We start from the raw sequence: 22,046 nt of genomic DNA, 5'->3' as shown, positions 1-22,046 counted from the left end.
AGACCCCACCCTCCTCGCAGGGTTCCGGCAGAGTCGTTGTGGTGTTTAGGGGTGGATGCCGAGCTGGGTGAGGGCTCGGGTGGGGTTGCGGGTTGTGTGGCGGATTCCGGCGGCGATGGTGGTGTGTCCGGCGTGGCGGAGTGCGCTGGTGGTGAGGTTGCGGGGGCTGGCCATGACGCGGGGTGCCGGTGCGGGCGCGGGATGCGTCTTCGGTGAAGGTGACGTCACGGACTTGGTGGAGTGTGTTCTTGATGTGCCCGTGGCGGGTGGGGCGGGCCCATGGTGCGGTGAGGCTGGTGATGGCCAGGGCGGTGTGGGCGGAGCGTTTCTGGCTGGTGTGGTGGGTGGTGTAGCGCTCGATGAGGAACGCGTGGTCGGCGTGCGGGAAATCGATCGTGGGATAGCCGAGGAAATCACCGAGCGGCGCGACCTGATCAGATCGTCGAGGTCGTCGCCATCGAGGCGGCTGGTCACCCGGCGCACAGTCGCTTCGTCTGGGTCGACACACCGGTCCCGCCGGGGTCGAGCGGCGCGGGCACGTGCTGCGGGGCGTCGGCGGCCCATTCCCCGATCGCCGTGAACGAGCGTGCCACCACCACCGCCACCACGGCCAGCGCCAGCACGATCTGTGGACAACTCCCCGAGAAGCTATCTGCCTGTGGATAACCCGAGCCCGCCGCTTGACAGTTGCGTTTCCTCACTCTGCCGACCAGCGATGTGAGCCTCGGCGTTCAGCGAATCTGACGGCGGTAGCCGTGGCACCGTTCGGCCGCAACAACATTCCTACGCCGCCAGCCCCACCCCGCCGCCACGAACCGGCTGAGCCCACAAGGTGACTCGCCTCGGTCGGGCGGATTGTGTCCGCCCCTCACCCCGCAGAGACAGACCCCCGCCCTCCTCGGGGGCGTCCCTGTTCCATCATATCGTTACCAGGCCTCAAAAAACGGCTTCAGCACGATCTGTGGACAACTCCCGGAGAACGGACCTGCCTGTGGATGAATCAAGCCTGCCGCTTGACTGTTGCGGCACCACGGTCTAGCAGCGACGAGATCTGCGCGCGCATCCGGCCGAGCCGGCCGGCTCCAGAACGCGAGTCACCCCACCGTCGAAACCCCTTCGCGCACAGCACTTCCTCAGACCGCCGCCACCGAAACCCCTTCAGCGACAAGCCATTCCCCGCGCCAACACCCTCAACTCCACCGCAAAGCCACCAACTGCGTAATCAAAGCCAACCGCACATCCGGATCATCCAAATCCACCGGCACCAGATCCAACAACCTCTTCATCCGATACCTCAACGTATTCGGATGAATCCTCAACTCCGCCGCCGCCGCCCGCGGGTCCCCAGGATGGCGCAGCCACTCGTACAACGTGTCCACATACCCGGCCTTGGTCGTCTCATCATGCGCCCTCAGCAACCCCAACGGCCCCAACTCCGCCACCCGCGCCCCCACCGCACCCGTGGCCGCCCGGTGCAGCACCAAAGCAGTCCAGGCATCCTCGTACGCAACCACCCGCCCCTCCACCAACCCCGCCCGCAGCAACCCCAGCGCTTCATCCGCCTGCGTCCGCGAAGTGGCCAGCGCCGACACCGCCACCGGAGCACCGGCGGCGGCCCGCGGAACACCACCGCGGCGCGAAGCCGGCTGCACCGTCAGCGCGTCACGCAGCTCGGCCCACGCGCCGCCGTCCGGGACGACCGCGTAGAGGAGGCCGCCGAGTTCGGTGGCGACCGGGCGGCGGCCGATGCCCTGGGAGATGCGTTCGAGCAGGGCCAGGCGGAGGCCTTCGGCGTCGCGGCCGTCGCCGCCGGTGACTTCGATGGCGACGACGCGGTGGGGTTCGTCGGAGAGGTCCAGTTCGGCGACCACGCGGCGCTGGCCGGCGTGGCCTTCGAGGACGGCGCGCAGGAGTTCGGCCGACGCCCGGCGTTGCGCGTCGGTGTGGGCGCGGCGGCGCATGAGGTGCAGGGCGACGACCGGGGCGGCGTCGGCGAACGCGGCGGCGCGTTCCTCGGACACCGGGCCCGCCACGACGGCCCACATCGAGCCCAGCAGCTCGCCGCCCATGCGGATGGGCACGATCAGCCGCGGCAGTGTGCCGTCGCGCTGGGCGGGGACGAAGATGGTCTGCCGGCCGCGTGAGAGTTCGCGGAACACGCCGCGGGAGCGGAAGCGCGCGAGCACGTCGTCGGGGATGCGGCGGCCCATGATGGTGGCCACGCGCGCCGGGTCGGTGAGGTCCTGGCGCGCCGAATACGCGAGCACGCGCGAATTCGTGTCCTCGATCGTCACGGGCGCGTCGACCACGGACGCCACCGCGTCGGCCAGCCGGAACAGGTCGCCGGAGCCCGGGTCGCCGCCGTCGTCGGGGGCGTCGGACTCGTCGTCGAGCGCGTCGAGCACCGTGCGCAGCAGCCACACCAGCTGGGCCCACGACGTGGCCGAATGCACCTGGATCAACGCGATCCCGGCCGTTTTCGCCGCGCGGCGCACCGCCGGTCTGGCCGCGAGCGGCGGTTTCAGCAGCACCGCGGCCGCACCCTGGCCGGCGCTCACGCGCACCAGTTCGGCCGCGTCCGCCGCCTCCGCCGTCGCCACGCCCAGCACGAGGTCGCCCGCCGCGATGCCCGCCGGCACGCCGGGCTCGGCGATCACCACGTCGCCCGCCGCCGGGCAGTCGTCGGGCAGCTGGAGCGCGTGGAGCAACGTCGGCCCCACCCGGTCGACCACGCTGCGCACCGAGACCACGGGATACATCCTCGCCGAGACGCGTCCGGGGCGCTCGTCGCGGGTAGCCTTCGGGCAACCGCCGAACGGAGGAAGGCCATGGCCATCGTGGGTGTCGGCAAGGTCGTGGTCGGCGTCGAGGACCAGGCGCGGGCCAAGGCGTTCTGGTCGGAGACCGTGGGGTTCACCGTGACCACCGACGTGCCCTACGACGACCGCGGCAACCGGTGGGTCGAGGTCACCGCCCCGGACGGCACGGTCCTGGTGCTGAGCGCCGAGGACCGCGCGCCCGCTGAGCGCCGGGCCGAGCTGCCCACGTCGAATGTCTTCTTCGTCGCCGACGACATCGTGAGTACCTACCGGGACCTCGCGGCGAAAGGCGTGGAGTTCCCCGCGACGCCCGAGAAGCAGCCGTGGGGCTGGTGGGCGATGTTCACCGATCCGGAAGGCAACCGGTTCGCCTTGCAGCAGCGTGACTGAGTCCGCAGTGGACAGTCACCGGAACGGCCCAAGCCGCCACCTTTTCGGGTGATCGGTCTGCACGGTAGGTTGATCGTGTCCTCCCAGCCCGTGGGAAACCTTGGGTGGGCCGTTCAGGGGAGCTAGCTTCGTCCGAGGAGCCGATCCCATTGAGCCGCAAGGAGAAACTGATGCCGGAAGACACCTCGGCCTGGTCCTTCGAGACCAAGCAGATCCACGCCGGTGCGGCACCGGACCCCGCGACGGGCGCCCGCGCGACGCCGATCTACCAGACCACGTCGTACGTCTTCCGCGACACGCAGCACGGTGCCGACCTGTTCAGCCTGGCCGAGCCCGGCAACATCTACACGCGCATCATGAACCCGACGCAGGACGTGCTGGAGCAGCGCCTGGCCGCGCTCGAAGGCGGCGTCGCGGCGCTCGCGTTCGCCTCCGGTTCGGCGGCCACCACCGCGGCGATCCTCACCCTCGCCGGCGCGGGCGACCACTTCGTGTCCAGCCCGGCGCTCTACGGCGGCACCTACAACCTCTTCCACTACACGCTGCCGAAGCTCGGCATCGAGGTCACGTTCGTCGACGACCAGGACGACCTCGACCAGTGGCGCGCGGCCGTGCGGCCCAACACGAAGGCGTTCTTCGGCGAGTCGCTGGCCAACCCGGGCAGCAACGTGCTCGACATCCGCGCCGTCGCCGACGTCGCCCACGAAGCCGGCGTGCCGCTGATCGTGGACAACACCGTGCCCACCCCGTTCCTGCTGCGCCCGATCGAGCACGGCGCCGACATCGTGGTGCACTCGGCCACGAAGTACCTCGGCGGCCACGGCACCACGGTCGCGGGTGTCCTCGTCGACGGCGGCACCTTCGACTTCGGCAAGGAGCCCGGCCGGTTCCCGGGCTTCACCGAGCCCGACCCCAGCTACCACGGTCTCAAGTACTGGGAAGCACTCGGCCCCGGCGCGTTCGCGGCGAAGGCGCGCGTGCAGATCCTGCGCGACACCGGCGCGGCCATCGCGCCGCTCAACAGCTTCCTCATCCTGCAGGGCATCGAGACGCTGTCGCTGCGGCTCGAGCGCCACGTCGCCAACGCGCAAGCGCTTGCGGAGTGGCTGGAGGAGCGCGACGAGGTCGCGAACGTGTACTACGCGGGCCTGCCGTCGAGCAAGTTCCACGCGGCCGCGCAGAAGTACCTGCCGCGCGGCGCGGGCGCGGTGCTGTCGTTCGACCTGCGCGGCGGCGTCGAGGCCGGGCGCAAGTTCGTGGACGGCACCACGCTGCACAGCCAGCTGGTGAACATCGGCGACGTGCGCAGCCTCATCGTGCACCCGGCCTCGACCACCCACGGCCAGCTCACGCCGGAGGAGCAGCTCGCGGGCGGGGTCACGCCGGGCCTGGTGCGCCTCGCCGTGGGCCTCGAGGGCATCGAGGACCTCAAGGCCGACCTCGAGGCGGGCTTCCGCGCCGCCAAGGCGGAACTGTGACGGATTCCGGTGCGCATCTCCTGCCCGTCACCGGTGCGTGGCGGGCGGGAGACCCACCCGGTGGACGGCAGTGGTTCGCCGGCCCCGGCGCGCTCGCGCTGGAGGCCGGTGGGTCGCTGCCGTCCTACACCCTCGCGTACGAAACGTGGGGCACGCTCAACTCCGACGGGTCCAACGCGGTCCTCGTCGAACACGCGCTGACCGGCGACAGCCACATCGCCGGGCCCGCGGGGCCCGGGCACGCCAGCGCGGGCTGGTGGGACGGCCTCGTCGGGCCCGGCAAGGCGCTCGACACCGACGCGCTGTTCGTCGTGGCGCCCAACGTGCTGGGCGGCTGCCAGGGCTCCACGGGTCCGTCGTCACCCGATCCCGACGGCCGGCCCTACGGCAGCCGCTTCCCGGTCGTGACCGTGCGGGACCAGGTGGCCACGGAGGCCGCGCTGGCCGACGCGCTGGGCATCGAGCGCTGGGCCTCGGTCGTCGGCGGCTCGATGGGCGGCATGCGGGCCCTCGAATGGGCGGTCACGCTGCCCGATCGGGTGGCTTCCGTCCTGGTGCTCGCCTCGACGGCCCGCGCGTCGGCCGAGCAGATCGGCTGGGCCGCGCCCCAGCTGCACGCCATCCGCTCGGACCCGGGCTGGCACGGCGGCGACTACTACTCCGCGGCGCCGGGCGAGGGCCCGCACCGCGGCCTCGGCGTCGCGCGCCGGATCGCGCACGTCACCTACCGCAGCGAACCCGAGCTGGCGCAACGCTTCGGCCGCCTGCCGCAGGCCGCCGAAGACCCGCTGCGCGGCGGCCGCTTCGCCGTGGAGTCCTATTTGGACCACCACGCCGACAAGCTCGTCCGCCGCTTCGACGCGGGCTCCTACGTGGTCCTCACCGAGTCCATGAACACCCACGACGTGGGCCGCGACCGCGGCGGCGTGGCTTCGGCGCTGGCGCGGGTCCGCGCGCGCACCGTGGTCGCCGGCGTGGACAGCGACCGGCTCTACCCGATGTACCAGTCCGTGGAGATCGCCGAGGGCGTCGGCGGCGAGGCGGCGGTGGTGAGCTCGCCGTACGGGCACGATTCGTTCCTGATCGAGACGGGGCAGATCGCGGCCCTGGTGAAGTCGCTGCTCGGGTAGCCGAAAAGTCCGGCAGAACGACGAAAAGGGGCGCCCCGGACGAACCGGGACGCCCCTGCTGTTCTTCGGAGATCAGCCGATCGCCGAGGTCAGCGGGCCGTAGTAGCCGCCCCGCTGGCCGGCCGCGGTCGGGTGGTACGACTCGTCGACCGGCCAGGTCAGGCTGTGCAGGTAGTCGCTGGCCGACGAGCAGATGTTGTGCCCCACGAACGCCGAACGCACGTCCACGAACTGGGCACCGGCGGCCGCGGCGCGCGAGGCGAGCACGCCGGCCAGGGTGTCGGCGCCCGAGTTGATCGCCGAGCGCTTCGTGTCGCTGAGGCCCACGCTGCACGAGCCGGGCACGGTGTAGAAGCGCGGGTAGGACAGCACCACGAGCTTCGCGTTGGGCGCCTTGGTCTTCACGGCGCGGTACACGTTGTCGAGCAGGCTCGGCAGCGTGTTCTGCACGTAGGACTTGGCGGTGTTGACGCGCGCGGTGCAGGTCGCGTCGCTGTTGAGGGTGCAGGTGGTGATCACGTCGGTGAAGCCGGCGTCGTTGCCGCCCACGGTCAGGGTGACCAGGTTGGCGTTCGACGGCATCGAGTTGATCTGGTTCAGCACGTCACCGGTCTTCGCGCCCGAGCACGCGAGGAAGGTGAACGACGTGCCGGCGTGGGCGTTGGCGTACAGCTGGCCGTAGGCGTTGGCACTGCGCTTGCAGCTGCCCGAGCTGCCGTAACTCCCGGCGCCCACCCCGGAGGAGTAGGAGTCACCGAGCGAGACGTAGCTCGTGGCGGCACTGGCCGTGCCGGCCAGGCCGAGTGAAGCGAGTACAGCGACCCCCAGGGCCGCGCAGATCCGGAGAAAAGATCGTGAAGTGGGACGGGTGGCTTCAGCCATGTGTCTCTCCTGGTCGTGACGGCTCGACGAGGAATACGAATACCAGGTGGAATCTCAACCCGACACCCCAGAAATCCCAGGTGACCCCACTTGGCCCAAGCAGGAAGTAGGGCGGAAGTTAGCGGTCGCTAACCACCGGTCCTAGGATGACCGGATGCCGGCGAACCTCACCCCACTCGTGAATGGCGAGAAGGCGAACAGGCGCGAACAGATCATGGCGGCCGCCGCCGAACTGTTCGCCCACCACGGCTTCCACGGTGTCGGCATCGACGACATCGGCGCCGCCGTCGGCATCTCCGGGCCGGCGCTCTACCGCCACTTCCGCAGCAAGGACGCCATCCTCGGCGAGATGCTGAACTCGATCAGCCACTACCTGCTCGAAGGCGGCACCGAGCGGGCCGACACCGGGGGCACGCCGCACGAGCTGCTCGAAGCGCTGGTGCGCTTCCACGTCGGCTTCGCGCTCGACCACCCATCGCTGATCACCGTGCAGGAACGCAACCTCGCGAACCTCACCGACAGTGACCGCAAGCAGGTGCGGGCGCTGCAGCGGCAGTACGTCGAGGTGTGGGTGCGTGCGATCCGCGACGCGATCCCCGGCCTCGCCGAACGCGAAGCCCGCTCGGCGGCACACGCCGTGTTCGGCTTGATCAACTCCACCCCGTACAACCGCCATCTCGGTGACGCGGAGCTGTCCGAGCTGCTCTGCCGGCTCGCTCTGGGCGCACTTTCCGCGGCGGGCTGATCACCCGGATTCGGGGTATCCCCACGGAAGCCGGTGCTGGTGTTTGATAGGCACGTGACCCCGGACCGGAGCGAGGACGAGCAGCGGCTCGTGGAGAAGGCGCAACGCGCACTCGTCGCCATCAGCCTCGGCGAGGACGCCGAGGCGCTCGAAGAGGTCACCCCGTCGTCCGACGAGCCGCAGGCGCGCTCGGAGGAGACCAGGGAGCTCATGCTGCTGCTGTTCGGCGAGTGCAGCGCCATGGTGTCCACGCTGGGTGACGGCGGCACGGCCCCGGTGAAGGTGCAGGTGTTCGACGAGGCCGGCGAGGAAGTCTCGATCGACCAGGCCGACCCACCGGTGCGCACCGCCGTGCGCACGCTGCTGGCCGAAGTGCACGGCAACACCGCCGCCGCGCGGGAGCAAGTGGAGATCGCGCTGGCCAACGCCGCGCCCGACGAGGTCGACAGCCTCGTGCTGCAGGCGCTGCGCTGGACGATCCGGCTGTCGGTGGAATGCCTCGACCGCGATCTGCCCGTCGCGGAGTGGATCTCGGACGCCGTCACGGGCTGACCCGGCTGCGGTGCGCCGTGTCGGGCCGGGGTGTGTCGGCGTCCTCGATCGGGCGGTCGCGCTGGCAGGATCGCGGCATGGAACGTGTGCTCGGCATCGGTGGTTACTTCATCCGCGCAACGGACCCGGCGGCTCTCGGCGCCTGGTACCGCGACTGTCTCGGCCTCGACGCCGACGAGCACGGGCTGTGGCAGCAGTCGCCCGGTCCGACCGTGTTCGCGCCGTTCGAAGCCGGCACGGACTACTTCGGGTCGGCTTCGCAGCAGACGATGCTCAACTTCCGCGTCCGTGACCTCGACGCCATGCTCGCGCAGCTGCGCGACAAGGGTGCCGAGGTGGCCGAGGAGGTCCAGGAGATGGACGGGGTCGGCCGCTTCGGCTGGGTCACCGACCCCGAGGGCAACCGCATCGAGCTCTGGCAGGCCGCCTAGCTCCGCCGTCCCACTTGCCGAGCAGCCGCTTGGTTCGAGCGGGTGCGCTGCACACCACATCCCCGCGCGTCATCCCCGGGTGGACACGTACGTTAGCGGTCGCTAACATCCGAACGTGAGTTAACGACCGCTAACGTTTTGCACCACCATCGTCTTGAAGCATCGACGTCTCGACGGGGAGTCATGGACACGCCGGTACTGAGCAGTTCCGCGGATCCGCGCAGCGACGCGTTCGCGCGCGGTGTCACCTCGCACGGCGAGCTCGTGGAGGACCTGCGCAAGCGCCTCGACGCCGCTCGCCTCGGCGGGCCCGAGAAGTCCCGCACGCGCCACGTGGAACGCGGCAAGCTGCTGCCGCGCGACCGCGTCGACACGCTGCTCGACCCGGGTTCGCCGTTCCTCGAGCTCTCGCCGCTCGCGGCGAATGGCCTCTACGACGACGAAGCGCCGAGTGCCGGCATCATCACCGGCGTCGGGCGCGTGTCGGGGCGCGAGTGCGTGATCGTGGCCAACGACGCCACGGTGAAGGGCGGCACGTACTACCCGCTCACCGTGAAGAAGCACCTGCGCGCCCAGGAAGTGGCGCTGCACAACAACCTTCCGTGCATCTACCTCGTCGACTCGGGCGGCGCGTTCCTGCCGCGCCAGGACGACGTGTTCCCCGACCGCGAGCACTTCGGGCGCATCTTCTACAACCAGGCCACGATGTCCGCGCGCGGCATCCCGCAGATCGCCGCGGTGCTCGGCTCGTGCACCGCGGGCGGTGCGTACGTGCCGGCCATGAGCGACGAAGCCGTGATCGTGCGCAACCAGGGTACGATCTTCCTCGGCGGTCCGCCGCTGGTGAAGGCCGCGACGGGTGAGGTCGTGACCGCCGAGGAGCTGGGCGGCGGCGACGTGCACTCGCGCCAGTCGGGCGTCACCGATCACCTGGCCGACGACGACGCCCACGCGTTGCGCATCGTCCGCGACATCGTGTCCACGCTCGGCCCGCGCACGCCGCGGCCGTGGGACGTGCGGCCCGTGGAGGAGCCCGCGGTGGACCCGCGTGAGCTCTACGGCGTGGTGCCCACGGATTCGCGCACGCCCTACGACGTGCGCGAGGTGATCGCGCGCGTGGTCGACGGCAGCCGGTTCTCCGAGTTCAAGAAGGAGTACGGCGCCACGCTCGTGACCGGGTTCGCGCACATCCACGGCCATCCGGTAGGCATCATCGCCAACAACGGCGTGCTGTTCGCCGAATCGGCCATGAAGGGCGCGCACTTCATCGAGCTGTGCGACCGGCGCTCGATTCCCTTGGTGTTCCTGCAGAACATCACCGGGTTCATGGTCGGCAAAGCGTACGAGGCCGGCGGCATCGCCAAGCACGGCGCGAAGATGGTCACGGCCGTCGCGTGCGCTCGCGTGCCGAAGTTCACCGTGATCATCGGCGGCTCGTTCGGCGCCGGCAACTACTCGATGTGCGGGCGGGCGTACTCGCCGCGGTTCCTGTGGATGTGGCCCAACGCGCGGATCTCCGTGATGGGCGGCGAGCAGGCGGCGTCGGTGCTCTCGACCGTGCGCCGCGACGCGATCGAGGCCCGCGGCGGCGAGTGGTCGGCCGAGGACGAGGACACGTTCAAGGACCCGATCCGCGAGCAGTACGAGCACCAGGGCAGCCCGTACTACTCCACCGCGCGGCTGTGGGACGACGGCGTGATCGACCCGGCGGACACCCGCACGGTGCTCGGGCTCGCGCTTTCGGCCGCGGCCAACGCGCCCCTGCCCGAGGTCAACTACGGCGTCTTCCGGATGTGAGTGGCATGTCTTTGTTCGACACCGTTCTGGTCGCCAACCGCGGGGAAATCGCGGTGCGCGTGATCCGCTCCCTGCGTGAGCTGGGCATCCGCTCGGTCGCGGTGTACAGCGACGCGGACGCCGAGGCCAAGCACGTGCGCGAGGCCGACACCGCCGTGCGGATCGGCCCGGCCGAGGCCGCTCGCAGCTACCTGTCGATCCCGGCGATCGTCTCCGCGGCCCAGGTCACGGGCGCGCAGGCCGTGCACCCGGGTTACGGCTTCCTGGCCGAAAACGCGGCGTTCGCGCGGGCGTGTGAAGAGGCCGGCCTGGTGTTCATCGGGCCGCCGGTCGCCGCCATCGAGCAGATGGGCGACAAGATCCGGGCCAAGGCCACGGTTTCCGCGGCCGGTGTGCCGGTGGTGCCGGGCGTGTCCGATGTGGACATTCCGGAGGGTGGGTTCGCTGCCGCGGTGGCCGGTGTGGGTTACCCGGTGCTGCTGAAGCCGTCCGCCGGCGGTGGTGGCAAGGGCATGCGGCTCGTGCACGAGGAGTCGGAGCTGGCCGCCGCGATCGAGTCCGCGCGCCGCGAGGCCCGGGGCTCGTTCGGCGACGACACGCTGCTGGTGGAGCGGTTCGTGACCACGCCGCGCCACATCGAGATCCAGGTGCTGGCCGACCGGCACGGCACCGTGCTGCACCTCGGCGAACGCGAGTGCAGCCTGCAGCGGCGGCACCAGAAGATCATCGAAGAGGCGCCGTCGGTGCTGCTCGATGAGGCCACGCGGGCGAAGATGGGCGCGGCGGCGGCGGAAGCCGCGCGGTCCGTGGGGTACGTCGGCGCGGGCACGGTCGAGTTCATCATGTCCGCGCACGACCCGGACGAGTTCTTCTTCATGGAGATGAACACGCGACTGCAGGTGGAGCACCCCGTCACGGAGATGGTGACGGGCCTCGACCTCGTGGCGTGGCAGGTGCGCGTGGCCGCCGGTGAGCCCCTTTCGCTGACGCAGGACGACGTGCGCCTGGAAGGCCACGCCGTGGAAGCCCGCGTGTACGCCGAGGATCCCGCGCGCGGTTTCATCCCGACCGGGGGCACGGTGCTGGCCGTGCACGAGCCGTCGGGTGACGGGGTGCGCGTGGACTCGTGGCTCACCGAGGGCGCGGTGGTGGGGTCGAACTACGACCCGATGCTGGCGAAGGTGATCGCGTACGGGCCGGACCGCGCGTCGGCGTTGCGCAAGCTCGACCGCGCGTTGAGCGACACGGCGGTGCTGGGGCTGGGCACGAACATCGCGTTCCTGCGCGGGCTGCTCGCCGACGAGGACGTGCGCGCCGGACGGCTGGACACGGAGCTGGTGGACCGGCGGTTGTCGTCCTTGGTGTCGTCGGAGGTGCCCGCGTCGTTTTTCGTGGCGGCGGCCCTGGACCGGCTGCTTTCGTTGCAGCCTTCCGGTGCCGTGGTGGATCCGTGGGACGTGCCGAGCGGGTGGCGCGTCGGTGGCGGGGGCGGCGTGACGTTCCGGCTGCGCGTCGGCGAAGTTCAGGCCATGGTGCGCGTGTCGGGGTCGACCGTGCAGGTGGACGACAACGAGCCGGTCGAGGCGACCGCGACCCGCGTCGGCGACGTGCTGGAAGTGCGTCGGCCCGAGGGGATCGAGCGGTACCGCCGGGCGGACGGTCCACAACGGACGGTCTGGCTCGCGCGTGACGGCTTCGGCTTTGCGTTCGCGGATCAGGAAGTGCGGCTGGCCGCGCGCGGTGAGGCCGCGGGTGCCGGGCCGGTGACGAGCCCGATGCCGGGCACGGTGCTGGTGGTGAAGGTCGCGCAGGGCGACGTGGTGGCGGCCGGCACGCCGTTGCTGGTCGTGGAAGCGATGAAGATGGAACACACCGTGACCGCGCCGATCGACGGTGTGGTGAGCGAGCTTTCGGCGCGCGCGGGCCAGCAGGTGGCGCTGGACGAAACCCTGGCCGTGGTGAGCCCGAACGAGGAGCAACGATGATCGACTTCCGGCTGGACGAAGAGTACGAGGCCCTGCGCAAGACGGTCGAGGACTTCGCGCACAACGAGGTCGCGCCGGTGATCGGGCCGATGTACGAGAAGGAAGAGTTCCCGTACTCGCTGGTCGCGAAGATGGGCGAGATGGGCCTGTTCGGCCTGCCGTTCTCCGAGGAGTTCGGCGGCATGGGCGGCGACTACTTCGCGCTGTGCCTGGCTTTGGAGGAGCTCGCGCGCGTCGACTCGTCGGTGGCGATCACGCTGGAGGCAGGCGTCTCACTGGGCGCCATGCCGATTTATCGCTTCGGCACGCAGGAGCAGAAGGAAACCTGGCTGCCCGACCTGTGTTCCGGCTCGGCGCTCGGCGGCTTCGGCCTCACCGAACCCGGCGGCGGCTCCGACGCCGGCGCCACCCGCACCCGCGCCAAACTCGACGGCGACGACTGGGTGATCAACGGCAGCAAGGCGTTCATTACGAACTCCGGCACGGACATCACCCGTCTCGTCACGGTCACCGCGGTCACCGACGTGATGGAAAACGGCCGCAAGGAGATCTCCGCGATCCTCGTGCCCTCGGGCACCCCGGGCTTCGCCGTGGCCCCCAAGTACTCCAAGGTCGGCTGGAACTGCTCGGACACCCACGAACTGTCCTTCGCCGACGTCCGCGTGCCGGCGTCGAACCTCGTGGGCATCCGCGGCCGCGGCTACGCCCAGTTCCTGTCCATCCTGGACGAAGGCCGCGTCGCGATCGCCGCGTTGAGCGTCGGCCTCGCCCAGGGCTGCGTCGACGAGTGCCTGAAGTACGTGAAGGACCGCGTCGCCTTCGGCCACCGCATCGGCGAATACCAGGCGATCCAGTTCAAGATCGCGGACATGGAAATCCGCACCCACACCGCCCGCCTCGCCTACTACCAGGCGGCGTCGAAGATGCTCCGCGGCGAACCCTTCAAAAAGGAAGCGTCCATCGCCAAGCTCGTCGCCTCCAACGCCGCCATGGACAACGCCCGCGACGCGACGCAGATCTTCGGCGGGTATGGCTTCATGAACGAGTATCCGGTCAGCCGGTTTTACCGAGACGCGAAGATCCTGGAGATCGGGGAGGGGACCAGTGAGGTGCAGCGGATGCTGATCGCCCGCCACCTGGGTGTGGCCGGCTGACGCGGCTGTTTGCCCCCGCCCCAGAGCGCGGAGACGAACCCGCCCACCCGTGGCTTCGTGGGCGAGCACCTGAGTCCTTCAGTCGCGCGCCGGCGCCGAGACTGGCGGGCTTGGCCTGCGGGCGGCACGACGGCGTCCGGGCCTTGACCGACGCATCTGTTCTCGTCGGCCGTGCTCTCGTTCCTGGCCGAGGTTTCTGCCTCGCCACGAGACGCCGACAACTGGCGATCGCCTGACCGCCAACGTCGCTCGCGGGGTTCGACCGCGGGCCGCGGGCTCCTTCTTCGAGAACCAGCGACACGATCTCACCCGCGGTTCGCCCACCCAGGCCCGTACCGAATCTCCGCCACCAGCGGATGCAGATCGCGCGGCATCACCGCCTGGCTGGGCATTCTGTTTGCCCCGCCCCAGACCGCGGAGACAAAACCCCCGCCCTCCCTAGGGGGGCGTCCCCAAGCCAATTCTACCGCCCACCCCCGACAAAACTCGCCGGCAAGCCGCCAGAGGGCCGAGTTGTCCACAACTAGCCGACGCTGTGGACAACTTCATCCCCTTTCACCATAACCCCCACCACAACCCCAAAACATCCGTCCCCAGGCCGATTTCCTCACCCCGAAACCCGGCTACCGTCGACCCCATGCCCGAACAACGAGCACACCGCATCGGCCCCTCCGGAATCGACCTGGCCTACGAGCGTTTCGGCGATCCCGACGACCCGCCGGTACTCCTGATCATGGGCGGCGGCGCCCAGATGATCAATTGGCCGGAGCAGTTCTGCCAAGCACTCGTGGACCACCACCTCCACGTCATCCGCTTCGACAACCGCGACTCCGGCCACTCCACGCGGTTCGACGACGCCCCCGTGCCCGACATCGCGGCGGCCGCGGGCGGCGACTTCGCCACCGCGTCCTACACGTTGTCCGACCTGGCCGCGGACACGGTCGGCCTGCTCGACCACCTCGGGATCGCAAGCGCGAACCTCGTCGGTGCGTCGCTCGGCGGCATGATCGGGCAAATGGTGGCCATCGAGCATGAGACGCGGGTCCGCACGCTCACCTCGATCATGTCCACCACCGGCGCCCCGGGGGTGGGCGAGCCGGACTTCACGGCGTTCGCGGAGTTGGGTCAGCCGCCGACGACCAAAGACGAATTCGTCGACTGGCAAGTGCGAGCCATGCGCATTTCGGCCTCGCCCGGGTTCGAGTTCGATGAATCGGCCGTGAAGGACCGGGCGGCCCGCACGTTCGACCGCGGTTATTCGCTGCTCGGCATGCACCGTCAGGCCATCGCCACGCTGGCGTCCGGCGATCGCACCGCGCGGCTCGAGCAGCTGACCGTGCCCACCCTCGTGATCCACGGCGACGCCGACCGCATGTGCGACCTCAGCGGCGGCCGCGCCACGGCGGCGGCCATCCCGGGCGCCGAGCTCGTCGTGGTGCCCGGCATGGGCCACAACCTGCCGCGCGAATTGTGGGCGGACTTCGCGACGCGGATCGCCGACCACGTCACAAAATAGCGGCGGCCAGCTCGCCCGGTGCGGTCCGCTGCGCGAAATGCTGCTGGCCCGGCAACACCCGCACCTCCGCACCCACCCGAGCCGCATAACGCCGCACGCCGGTGGCCATCCGCGCCGGGCTGGCCCCGCCGAGCACCAGCCGCACGGGCACCGAAACCTCCGGAAACCCCGCCTCCACGATCGCCGCGTCATACGGTGTGGTGTGCGCGAGCGCCAGATCTTCCTGCCACTGCGGCGTTTCGCGCATCGCGCCGACAACCGCGGCAGGCAAGCCCACCGCCGCGGTGCGGAACAACGTCAACGCGCCAGCCAGATCACCCGCGGCAACCAAGCTCCGCAATCGCTGCGCGACACCAGGAGTGAAAACGGCGGGCGGCTCGTAAGCCACCACCCGCCGCACCACCCCCGGCCGCGCCGCGCGCAGAGCCAGGAGCGCGCCCGACGAATGCCCGGCCAGTACCACCTCGCCGCCGGCCGCAACGCACGTGGCCATGACGTCCGCCACCTCGTCGTCCACTTCGGACCCGACGCGATCGTCACTGCCCCCACGCCCGCGGCGGTCCAGCGCGTGCACGGTGTGCGAACGCGACAGAAACGGCACCACCGCGTCCCACGCCGTGTGGTCGCCGCCGGCACCGCCGACCAGGACCAGGGGCGAGCCAGCGCCGGTGCGGGTGACCGCGAGCCGCACGCCGTCGGGGGAAGTCACCATAACGTCAGGGTACCTGACGATTAGACTCCACGCATGACTCGACGCCGATCCCTCGCCGAAACCCGCGCTTCGGGCGAAGGTCCGCTGCTCGGCCCGCTCGCGCGCCGCATCACGCGCTGGTTCGAGGACGGCGTGCTCGCCGAGTTGGCGGCCCGCGGCGAAGAACGGCTCACGATGACCCAGATCGACATCGTCGCCAAGCTCGACGCGGAGGGCATCACCATCGCGGAGCTGGGGCGCCGCGCGGGGGTGGCGCGGCAGTCGGCGCACCAGGCCGTCGGCGAGCTGACCCGGGCGGGCCTGGTGCGCGTGGACCCGGATCCCGCTTCGGCGCGCAACAAGCTCGTCCGCCCGACCGAAGCGGGGCTGGCGAGGCTCGAAGTGGCGCGCGAGGTGCTCGAAGACCTCGAACGCAAGCTCGGTGACCGCATCGGCGCGCGCCGGCTCGAGCAGCTGCGGGAAGCCCTCGACCTCGACTGGGACAGCGTCGCCGGCTGATCAGCACGCTTGAAACAACCACCTCACCCGAGCTATTGTCAGGTTACCTGACGTTGGAGGTGGGGTATGGACGACGTCCTCGTCGGCGGCGCCGGCCCGGTCGGTTTGCTGGCCGCGATCGAGCTGCGGCGCCGCGGCGTGCCGGTGCGGATCGTCGACGCGGCCGAAGGTCCGGCGCGCATCAGCCGCGCACTGGGCACCATGGGCCGCACGATGGAGATCTACGACGAGCTCGGCGTGCTCGACGAGCTGCTCGCCAGCGGGGTGTCCATCACGAAGTTCGTCCGCCACCTGCCCGGCCGCGAACCACTGGCACACGACATCGGCTACAGCGACGTGCCCACGCGGTTCTCCTTCTTGCTCCTGGTCGACCAGACCGTTACGGAACGCGTGTTGCGCAACCGTCTCGAGCAACTCGGCACACGGGTCGAGTGGTCGACGCGCCTGGAATCGCTCACCCAAGACGCCGACGCCGTGCACGTCGAGCTCGTTCTCCCTGACGGCACCAGGGAAACCGTGCACACGCCGTGGCTCGTCGGCTGCGACGGCGCGCACAGCGTGGTCCGCAAGCAGCTGAATATCCCCCTGCGCGGCGATTCTCTCCACACCTGGCTCGTGGTCGACGCGCAGGTCGACGTCCCGGAAACCGCGCTCGATCCGGGCGCCATGCACTGGCTTTCCGCCGACGGCGCCGCGATGCTCGCGTTCCCGCTGCCCGAACCCGCGCGCTGGCGGCTCACGGACACCGCGTGGACCGCCGGCGGCGACGAGGCTCCCGACTCCGTTGCCGAACGCTTCCGCGCCCGCATCGCCGCGGCGACCGGCACGCAGCCGCGGGTGCGCATCCGCGACTGGATCAAGCCGTTCACGATCCAGCAGCGCGCCGTGCCGACCATGCGGGCCGGGCGCTGTTTCGTGGCCGGCGACGCCGCGCATGTGCACAGCCCCGCCGGCGGGCAGGGCATGAACACCGGGCTGCAGGACGCGTTCAACCTCGGCTGGAAGCTCGCGGCCGTCTGCACGGGCGACGCCGGCCCGGCTCTGCTGGACACCTACTCGCAGGAACGCGTGCCGGTCGGCGCCGCGCTGCTCGACGCCACCGCGACGATCACCGAGTACGTGATGCACGGCGTCGGCACCTTCACCGATCAGTCCGGAGTGGACAGTGCCGGCCGCGAGATCATCGGCCGCACGCAGGCGCTCGCCGTGAGCTACTCGGACAGCCCGCTCACCACCGCCGGCCCTGGCCTTCCGGCGCCCGGCGAACGCGTGACCCGCGTCGGCCCGGAGCAGGCGAAAACGCCCGCCTGGCGCGATTTCCTCAACCGGCTGCGCGACCCACGCTGGCTGCTCGTCCACCGTGGCCCGACCCGTTCGGCACCACCTTGGCTCGCCGACTGCCCCGTCGCCGACCAGGTGGCCGCCGATCTGGGCCTGGACGATGGCTGGCTACTCGTGCGCCCCGACGGTTACATCGCCGCCCGTGGCACGGCCGGGACCCTCGTACCGTCGGCGTACCCCTGCGGCTAGTCGATCGCCACTTCCGCCTCGATCTCCACCGGAATCCCGAACGGCAGCTCGGCGAGCCCGACCGCCGAACGCGCGTGCTCGCCCGCGTCCGGGCCCCAGAGCTGCACGACGAGGTCGGAGAACCCGTTGATCACGGCGGGTGTGCGGGCGAACCCGGGCGCGGCGTTGACCATGCCGAACACCCGCAGCCACGCCGTCACGCGGTCGAGGTCGCCGAGCTCGCGCTTCAGTGAACCCAGCACCGCGAGGGCGGTCAGCCGGGCCGCCTCGTAGGCCTGCTCCTCGGTCACGTCGGCGCCGACCTTGCCGAGCGGTCCGGCGATCGACCCGTCGGGCAGCTGCGGCCCGTGGCCCGAGACGAAGGCGCGGCCGCGGAACACCCGCACCCATGGAAAGGCCAGCGTGACCCCCGGCGGCGGACTCATTGGCTCAGGCAGCTGCAGGCCGAGCTCGGCCAGGCGATTTTCGATGCGCACGAACGGAAGCCTAGCGCGAGCCGATAACTATACCGGTATAGTTATCGAAATGGTGGAACTGAAGACCGCGACCGAGCTCGCGGTGATGCGGGAGGCGGGCCGAGTGGTGGCCCGGGCGCTGAGCGCGGTGCGGAGGCGGCGCAGGTCGGCGTCACGCTGGTCGAGCTGGACGCCGTCGCGGCGCAGGTGATCGCCGACGGGGGCGCGAAGCCGTCATTCCTCGGCTACCACCCGGAGTGGGCGCCGACGCCGTACCCGGGCGTGATCTGCGCGAGCGTGAACGACGCGATCGTCCACGGCATCCCCGGCGGACACCGCCTACGCGACGGCGACCTGCTGAGCATCGACTGCGGCGCCGCGATCGACGGCTGGCACGGCGACGCGGCGGTGAGCTTCGTCGTCGGGCGCCCGGACCCGGCTGACCTGGCGCTGATCGCGGCCACGGAAGCCGCGCTCGCCGCCGCGATCACGGCCGCTCAGCCGGGCCACCGGATGGGCGACATCTCCTGCGCCATCGCCGAGATCGGCCGTGCCGCGGGTTACGGCGTCACTGAAGACCACGGTGGCCACGGCATCGGCCGCGCCATGCACGAGGACCCGCCGGTGCCCAACGACGGCCGCCCGGGCCGCGGCCTGCGCCTACGGCCGGGTCTGGTGCTCGCCCTCGAACCGATGTTCACCCGCGGCGGCCTCGACACCTACCGCCACGCCGCCGACGGCTGGGCCGTGCACACCAGCGACGGCACGCGAGCTTCGCACTCCGAGCACACCGTCGCGATCACCGAGGCCGGACCGGTGGTCCTCACGCTGCCGTAGGGGTAGAACGACGGCCATGGGGACCTTCACGATCCGCCCGGGCACCGCAGCCGACGCCGACACGTTGCTGCAGTTCTTCGACGAAGCCGTCGAGTGGCTCGTGGCCCGCGGCAGCGCCGGGCAGTGGGGTGACCAGCCGTGGAGCAGCATTCCGCACCGGGCTTCGCGGGTGGCCGACATGGCTAAGGAGCCGGGCCTGCGCATCGGGGAGCTGGACGGTGAGCCGGCGGGGGCGTTGATCGTGGGGGAGCAGTGTCCGGAGCACGTGCCGCCGCCGGGTGAGCCCGAGCTGTACGTGCGGTTGCTCATCACGTCGCGCCGGTTCGGCGGGGAGCGGGTGGGCGCGCGGTTGCTGGCGCACGCCCTGGTCGTGGCTCGGCAGAAGAACATCGGTCTGGTGCGCGTGGACTGCTGGGCCGGCGGCGACGGGGCGCTGCAGCGCTACTACGAGGGCCAGGGCTTCACACCGACGGTTCGCTTCGACGTGGACGGCTGGATCGGTCAGGTCTTCGAACAACGTCCCTGATCGGAGTAGCCGACTGGCGCGCGGGACCGCTCCGGGGCACGATATTGACACCACGCCAACAGAGCCCCGAAGCAGCAGGAGGAGCCCGCCATGGCCAAGCAGCCGCGAACGCTCGCCGGCAAGGTCGTCGTCATCACCGGTGGCGCGCAGGGCATCGGGGCGGCCACGGCCACCGCGCTCAAGCGGCTCGGCGCGCGCGTGGTGCTGGGCGACCTCGACCACGTCCGCGCGGAGAAGACGGCCGGTGAGCTGGGGCCCGAGGCCGTCGCGCTGCCGTTGGACGTCACCGACACCCGGGCCTTCACCGAGTTCCTCGACGAGGTCGAACGCCGGGTCGGGCCCATCGACGTGCTGATCAACAACGCCGGCATCATGCCGCTCGCGCCGCTCGACGAGGAGGACGACGCGGCGACCCGGCGGATGCTGGAGATCAATCTGCACGCCGTCATCCACGGCACGCGCGAAGCCGTGAAGCGGATGAAGCCGCGCCGGACCGGGCACATCGTGAACGTGGCGTCGATGGCCGGGAAGTCGGGGTTCCCCGGCGCGGCCACGTACTGCGCGACCAAGCACGCCGTGGTCGGGCTGTCGGAGGCGGTACACCTCGAGCTGCGGGGCACGGGCGTGTCGGTGTCGTGCGTGATGCCGGCCGTGGTGCGCACGGAACTGGCGTCGGGGCTCGGCGAGGCGAAGTTCATTAAGTCGGTGGGGCCCGAGGACGTCGCCGCGGCGATCGCCGATGCCCTGAAATACCCGAAGTTCGATGTTTTCGTGCCGAAGTCCCTCGATTTCACGGGCCGGATCACGCGGCTGTTCCCGCGCGCGTTCGGCGAATGGTTCGTGCGGGCGCTCGGCGGTGATCAGCTGCTCGCGTCGGCCGCGCATTCGCCGGCCCGGGCCGAATACGAGTCCCGCGCTGCTCAGAGCGCACCCGCGGCCGACGCCGGGCAGTAGCTTCCCGCTCAGCGGACACTGTCCGAAATGGACGTGCTTGCCGGGTGCTTGCAAGTGTGGCGGTGTTGATGCCGCTCGCGGGCCCGGGCAAGATTGCCTCCGAGAGGTCGAGCTCAGGAGGCACACATGGTTTCACCCACGGCACGGCTGGCCGCCGCGGCGTCGAACGTCGTGGGGAAGGTGCTGCGCGGGGGCGTCGCCGACCTGCGCCCGATGCCCCGGGTGCTCATCGACCAGGGCCCCAACCGCTCGCTCTACCGCATGACCCACAGCGGCGCGCCGGTGTCGGGGCCGCCGATCCTGCTGGTGCCGCCGCTGGCCGCGCCGGCGCTGTGCTTCGACCTGCGCCGCGGCTGCAGCCTGATCGAGCACCTGGTGGAAGCCGGGCGCAACATCTACCTCGTCGACTACGGCAACGTCGCGTTCTCCGACCGCCGTCTCGGCATCGAGCACTGGATCGACGAGGTGCTGCCGCGCGCGATCCGCAAGGTGAGCGAGGACGCCGGCGGCGAAGGCGTGCACCTGGTGTCGTGGTCGCTGGGCGGCATCTTCTCGCTGCTGGTCAACGCCGACCAGCCGGATCTGCCGATCGAGTCGATCACGGCCGTCGCGTCGCCGGTCGACTTCACGGCGATCCCGATCGTCGCGCCGTTCCGCCCGCTCGTCGACCTCACCGGCGGCCACCTGCTCACGCCGGTCTACCGCGCGTTCGGCGGCGCACCGTCCTATTTGGTCACTCGCGTGTTCCGCGCGACGGGCATCAGCAAGGAGATCACGAAGCCCCTCGCGATCCTCTCGCACCTCGACGACCGCGATTACCTCGCGCAGATCGAGGCCGTGGACCACTTCATGGACAACATGTACGCCTATCCGGGCCGCACGTTCGGGCAGCTGTACCACCGCCTGTTCCGCACCAACGATCTCGCCGAGGGCACCGTCGACCTCAACGGCCGCAAGATCAGCCTGTCGGACGTGAAGGCGCCGGTGCTCGTCGTGGCGGGTGAAAACGACACGATCGCTCCGCAGGCTTCGGTGGAACGCGTGGTGCGGCTGCTTGAAAACGCGCCGGAAGTGCGCTTCCGCACCGCGCCCGGCGGGCACCTCGGGGTGCTCACCGGACGCCGGGCTCGCGGCACCACGTGGAAGTACCTGGACGAATTCCTCGACGATCGGGCATAGGAAAGGGGCCACTCGAAATTCGAGTGGCCCCTTTTTCGTGCGGTCAGACCGCGGTGGCCGGGCCGCGCTGGGCGGCGATCCACGCGCGAACGTCCTTGTGCAGCAGACCGCTCAGCGCGAGGGCGGCGAACACGATCGGCAGCACGCCGGTGAAGCCCGAGCTGATCATGGTCACGATCCCGTTGATCACCACGATCGCTTCGACCACGATCGCCGTGATCCACGGCCACTGCTTGCCGGAGCGCAGCTGGATCGCGCAGACCGCCAGGAGCACCGCCATCACGATGTTGACCACGAGGATCACGACCAGCAGGCCGGCGGTGCCGGTGTCGTCGGCGGCCGAGGTGGACGCCAGCGCGCCCGCGGCGAGCAGGAGGAAGATCGAGCCGAGCACGTTGAACGCGACCTGGATCCACATGAAGATCCGCGCCTGTCCCAGGCCCTTCGGCGGGCCGTAATCCCCAGGGTTCGTCATG

The 22,046-nt window shown here is 70.5% G+C and carries 21 protein-coding genes and 1 pseudogene; 16 read left to right on the top strand and 6 right to left on the bottom strand.

The features are described from left to right. Window positions 1-470: 470 nt before the first annotated feature. Window positions 471-623, bottom strand: coding sequence for a hypothetical protein (locus VSH64_RS29025; RefSeq protein ID WP_326565902.1), 153 nt, complete (start codon window positions 621-623; stop codon window positions 471-473). A 567-nt stretch (window positions 624-1,190) separates the two neighbouring features. Next, window positions 1,191-2,750: a PucR family transcriptional regulator gene (locus tag VSH64_RS29020; protein WP_326565901.1), complete on the bottom strand. Its 1,560-nt coding sequence runs from the start codon at window positions 2,748-2,750 to the stop codon at window positions 1,191-1,193. A gap of 78 nt (window positions 2,751-2,828) precedes the next feature. Between VSH64_RS29020 and VSH64_RS29015 the strand changes: the two genes are divergently transcribed. The 3 genes from VSH64_RS29015 to metX all read left to right on the top strand — a co-directional run bounded on the left by VSH64_RS29015 (window position 2,829) and on the right by metX (window position 5,817). Then, window positions 2,829-3,209: a glyoxalase superfamily protein gene (locus VSH64_RS29015; RefSeq protein ID WP_326565900.1), complete on the top strand. Its 381-nt coding sequence runs from the start codon at window positions 2,829-2,831 to the stop codon at window positions 3,207-3,209. Window positions 3,210-3,379: 170 nt separating this feature from the next. Continuing rightward, window positions 3,380-4,687 (top strand): bifunctional o-acetylhomoserine/o-acetylserine sulfhydrylase, encoded by a 1,308-nt coding sequence (locus VSH64_RS29010; RefSeq protein ID WP_326565899.1) that lies wholly within the window; start codon window positions 3,380-3,382, stop codon window positions 4,685-4,687. Next, on the top strand, window positions 4,684-5,817 hold the full coding sequence (gene metX, locus VSH64_RS29005; protein WP_326565898.1) for a homoserine O-acetyltransferase MetX: 1,134 nt from the start codon (window positions 4,684-4,686) through the stop codon (window positions 5,815-5,817). The genes VSH64_RS29010 and metX overlap by 4 nt, the downstream gene beginning before the upstream one ends. Before the next feature lie 72 nt (window positions 5,818-5,889). Here metX and VSH64_RS29000 read toward each other — a convergent pair whose 3' ends face one another. After that, window positions 5,890-6,699, bottom strand: coding sequence for an SGNH/GDSL hydrolase family protein (locus VSH64_RS29000; protein WP_326565897.1), 810 nt, complete (start codon window positions 6,697-6,699; stop codon window positions 5,890-5,892). A 154-nt stretch (window positions 6,700-6,853) separates the two neighbouring features. Here VSH64_RS29000 and VSH64_RS28995 point away from each other — a divergent pair, with 154 nt between their 5' ends. The 7 genes from VSH64_RS28995 (at window position 6,854) to VSH64_RS28965 (ending at window position 14,879) form a co-directional block, all read left to right on the top strand. Further along, window positions 6,854-7,444 (top strand): SACE_7040 family transcriptional regulator, encoded by a 591-nt coding sequence (locus VSH64_RS28995; protein WP_326565896.1) that lies wholly within the window; start codon window positions 6,854-6,856, stop codon window positions 7,442-7,444. 54 nt (window positions 7,445-7,498) lie between these two features. Beyond that, a complete protein-coding gene (locus VSH64_RS28990) occupies window positions 7,499-7,996 on the top strand; it encodes a hypothetical protein (RefSeq protein WP_326565895.1) in 498 nt (165 codons plus the stop codon). A 77-nt stretch (window positions 7,997-8,073) separates the two neighbouring features. Beyond that, the gene (locus VSH64_RS28985) at window positions 8,074-8,427 is read left to right on the top strand and encodes a VOC family protein (RefSeq protein WP_326565894.1); all 354 of its coding nucleotides are present in this window, start codon (window positions 8,074-8,076) and stop codon (window positions 8,425-8,427) included. A 183-nt stretch (window positions 8,428-8,610) separates the two neighbouring features. Continuing rightward, window positions 8,611-10,224: a carboxyl transferase domain-containing protein gene (locus tag VSH64_RS28980; protein WP_326565893.1), complete on the top strand. Its 1,614-nt coding sequence runs from the start codon at window positions 8,611-8,613 to the stop codon at window positions 10,222-10,224. Window positions 10,225-10,235: 11 nt separating this feature from the next. Beyond that, on the top strand, window positions 10,236-12,209 hold the full coding sequence (locus VSH64_RS28975) for an acetyl-CoA carboxylase biotin carboxylase subunit (RefSeq protein WP_326838046.1): 1,974 nt from the start codon (window positions 10,236-10,238) through the stop codon (window positions 12,207-12,209). Next, window positions 12,206-13,363, top strand: coding sequence for an acyl-CoA dehydrogenase family protein (locus tag VSH64_RS28970; protein ID WP_326565892.1), 1,158 nt, complete (start codon window positions 12,206-12,208; stop codon window positions 13,361-13,363). Before VSH64_RS28975 ends, VSH64_RS28970 begins: the two co-directional genes overlap by 4 nt. Window positions 13,364-14,000: 637 nt before the next feature. After that, entirely contained in the window at window positions 14,001-14,879 is an 879-nt protein-coding gene (locus tag VSH64_RS28965; RefSeq protein ID WP_326565891.1) for an alpha/beta fold hydrolase, read from the top strand. On the opposite strand, the gene VSH64_RS28960 is transcribed toward VSH64_RS28965, so the two are convergent. Continuing rightward, window positions 14,869-15,591, bottom strand: coding sequence for an alpha/beta fold hydrolase (locus VSH64_RS28960; protein WP_326565890.1), 723 nt, complete (start codon window positions 15,589-15,591; stop codon window positions 14,869-14,871). The genes VSH64_RS28965 and VSH64_RS28960 overlap by 11 nt on opposite strands. 33 nt (window positions 15,592-15,624) lie before the next feature. On the opposite strand from VSH64_RS28960, the gene VSH64_RS28955 reads away from it, so the two are divergent. After that, window positions 15,625-16,089, top strand: a complete 465-nt coding sequence (locus tag VSH64_RS28955; protein WP_326565889.1) for a MarR family winged helix-turn-helix transcriptional regulator — start codon at window positions 15,625-15,627, stop codon at window positions 16,087-16,089. Window positions 16,090-16,155: 66 nt separating this feature from the next. After that, window positions 16,156-17,619: an FAD-dependent monooxygenase gene (locus tag VSH64_RS28950; protein ID WP_326565888.1), complete on the top strand. Its 1,464-nt coding sequence runs from the start codon at window positions 16,156-16,158 to the stop codon at window positions 17,617-17,619. Here VSH64_RS28950 and VSH64_RS28945 read toward each other — a convergent pair. Continuing rightward, window positions 17,616-18,095 carry a RidA family protein gene (locus VSH64_RS28945; protein ID WP_326565887.1) on the bottom strand — a complete coding sequence of 160 codons (480 nt, stop codon included), beginning with the start codon at window positions 18,093-18,095 and terminating at the stop codon, window positions 17,616-17,618. The two genes, VSH64_RS28950 and VSH64_RS28945, sit on opposite strands and share 4 nt — an antisense overlap. A 49-nt stretch (window positions 18,096-18,144) precedes the next feature. Here VSH64_RS28945 and map point away from each other — a divergent pair. From map to VSH64_RS28925, 4 genes and pseudogenes are all read left to right on the top strand, one after another. Beyond that, window positions 18,145-18,911, top strand: a pseudogene (gene map / locus VSH64_RS28940) (type I methionyl aminopeptidase). A 16-nt stretch (window positions 18,912-18,927) separates the two neighbouring features. Beyond that, a complete protein-coding gene (locus VSH64_RS28935) occupies window positions 18,928-19,437 on the top strand; it encodes a GNAT family N-acetyltransferase (protein ID WP_326565886.1) in 510 nt (169 codons plus the stop codon). A 90-nt stretch (window positions 19,438-19,527) separates the two neighbouring features. Continuing rightward, a complete protein-coding gene (locus VSH64_RS28930) occupies window positions 19,528-20,391 on the top strand; it encodes an SDR family oxidoreductase (RefSeq protein ID WP_326565885.1) in 864 nt (287 codons plus the stop codon). Window positions 20,392-20,517: 126 nt separating this feature from the next. Then, window positions 20,518-21,570, top strand: coding sequence for an alpha/beta fold hydrolase (locus tag VSH64_RS28925; protein ID WP_326565884.1), 1,053 nt, complete (start codon window positions 20,518-20,520; stop codon window positions 21,568-21,570). A 43-nt stretch (window positions 21,571-21,613) separates the two neighbouring features. Here VSH64_RS28925 and VSH64_RS28920 read toward each other — a convergent pair whose 3' ends face one another. Beyond that, window positions 21,614-22,045 (bottom strand): hypothetical protein, encoded by a 432-nt coding sequence (locus tag VSH64_RS28920; RefSeq protein WP_326565883.1) that lies wholly within the window; start codon window positions 22,043-22,045, stop codon window positions 21,614-21,616. Window position 22,046: the final 1 nt, after the last annotated feature.

It is taken from the genome of Amycolatopsis rhabdoformis, from assembly GCF_035918295.1.
GTDB classification, from domain to species: Bacteria; Actinomycetota; Actinomycetes; order Mycobacteriales; family Pseudonocardiaceae; genus Amycolatopsis; species Amycolatopsis rhabdoformis.
This window is presented reverse-complemented; position numbering and strand designations above follow the sequence as displayed.

Coding starts and splice junctions, on each gene's coding strand:
- VSH64_RS29015 (WP_326565900.1), top strand. CDS start 2,829: ATGGCCATCGTGGGTGTCGGCAAGGTCGTGGTCGGCGTCGAGGACCAG.
- VSH64_RS29010 (WP_326565899.1), top strand. CDS start 3,380: ATGCCGGAAGACACCTCGGCCTGGTCCTTCGAGACCAAGCAGATCCAC.
- VSH64_RS29000 (WP_326565897.1), bottom strand. CDS start 6,699: ATGGCTGAAGCCACCCGTCCCACTTCACGATCTTTTCTCCGGATCTGC.
- VSH64_RS28995 (WP_326565896.1), top strand. CDS start 6,854: ATGCCGGCGAACCTCACCCCACTCGTGAATGGCGAGAAGGCGAACAGG.
- VSH64_RS28985 (WP_326565894.1), top strand. CDS start 8,074: ATGGAACGTGTGCTCGGCATCGGTGGTTACTTCATCCGCGCAACGGAC.
- VSH64_RS28980 (WP_326565893.1), top strand. CDS start 8,611: ATGGACACGCCGGTACTGAGCAGTTCCGCGGATCCGCGCAGCGACGCG.
- VSH64_RS28970 (WP_326565892.1), top strand. CDS start 12,206: ATGATCGACTTCCGGCTGGACGAAGAGTACGAGGCCCTGCGCAAGACG.
- VSH64_RS28965 (WP_326565891.1), top strand. CDS start 14,001: ATGCCCGAACAACGAGCACACCGCATCGGCCCCTCCGGAATCGACCTG.
- VSH64_RS28960 (WP_326565890.1), bottom strand. CDS start 15,591: ATGGTGACTTCCCCCGACGGCGTGCGGCTCGCGGTCACCCGCACCGGC.
- VSH64_RS28955 (WP_326565889.1), top strand. CDS start 15,625: ATGACTCGACGCCGATCCCTCGCCGAAACCCGCGCTTCGGGCGAAGGT.
- VSH64_RS28950 (WP_326565888.1), top strand. CDS start 16,156: ATGGACGACGTCCTCGTCGGCGGCGCCGGCCCGGTCGGTTTGCTGGCC.
- VSH64_RS28935 (WP_326565886.1), top strand. CDS start 18,928: ATGGGGACCTTCACGATCCGCCCGGGCACCGCAGCCGACGCCGACACG.
- VSH64_RS28930 (WP_326565885.1), top strand. CDS start 19,528: ATGGCCAAGCAGCCGCGAACGCTCGCCGGCAAGGTCGTCGTCATCACC.
- VSH64_RS28925 (WP_326565884.1), top strand. CDS start 20,518: ATGGTTTCACCCACGGCACGGCTGGCCGCCGCGGCGTCGAACGTCGTG.
- VSH64_RS28920 (WP_326565883.1), bottom strand. CDS start 22,045: ATGACGAACCCTGGGGATTACGGCCCGCCGAAGGGCCTGGGACAGGCG.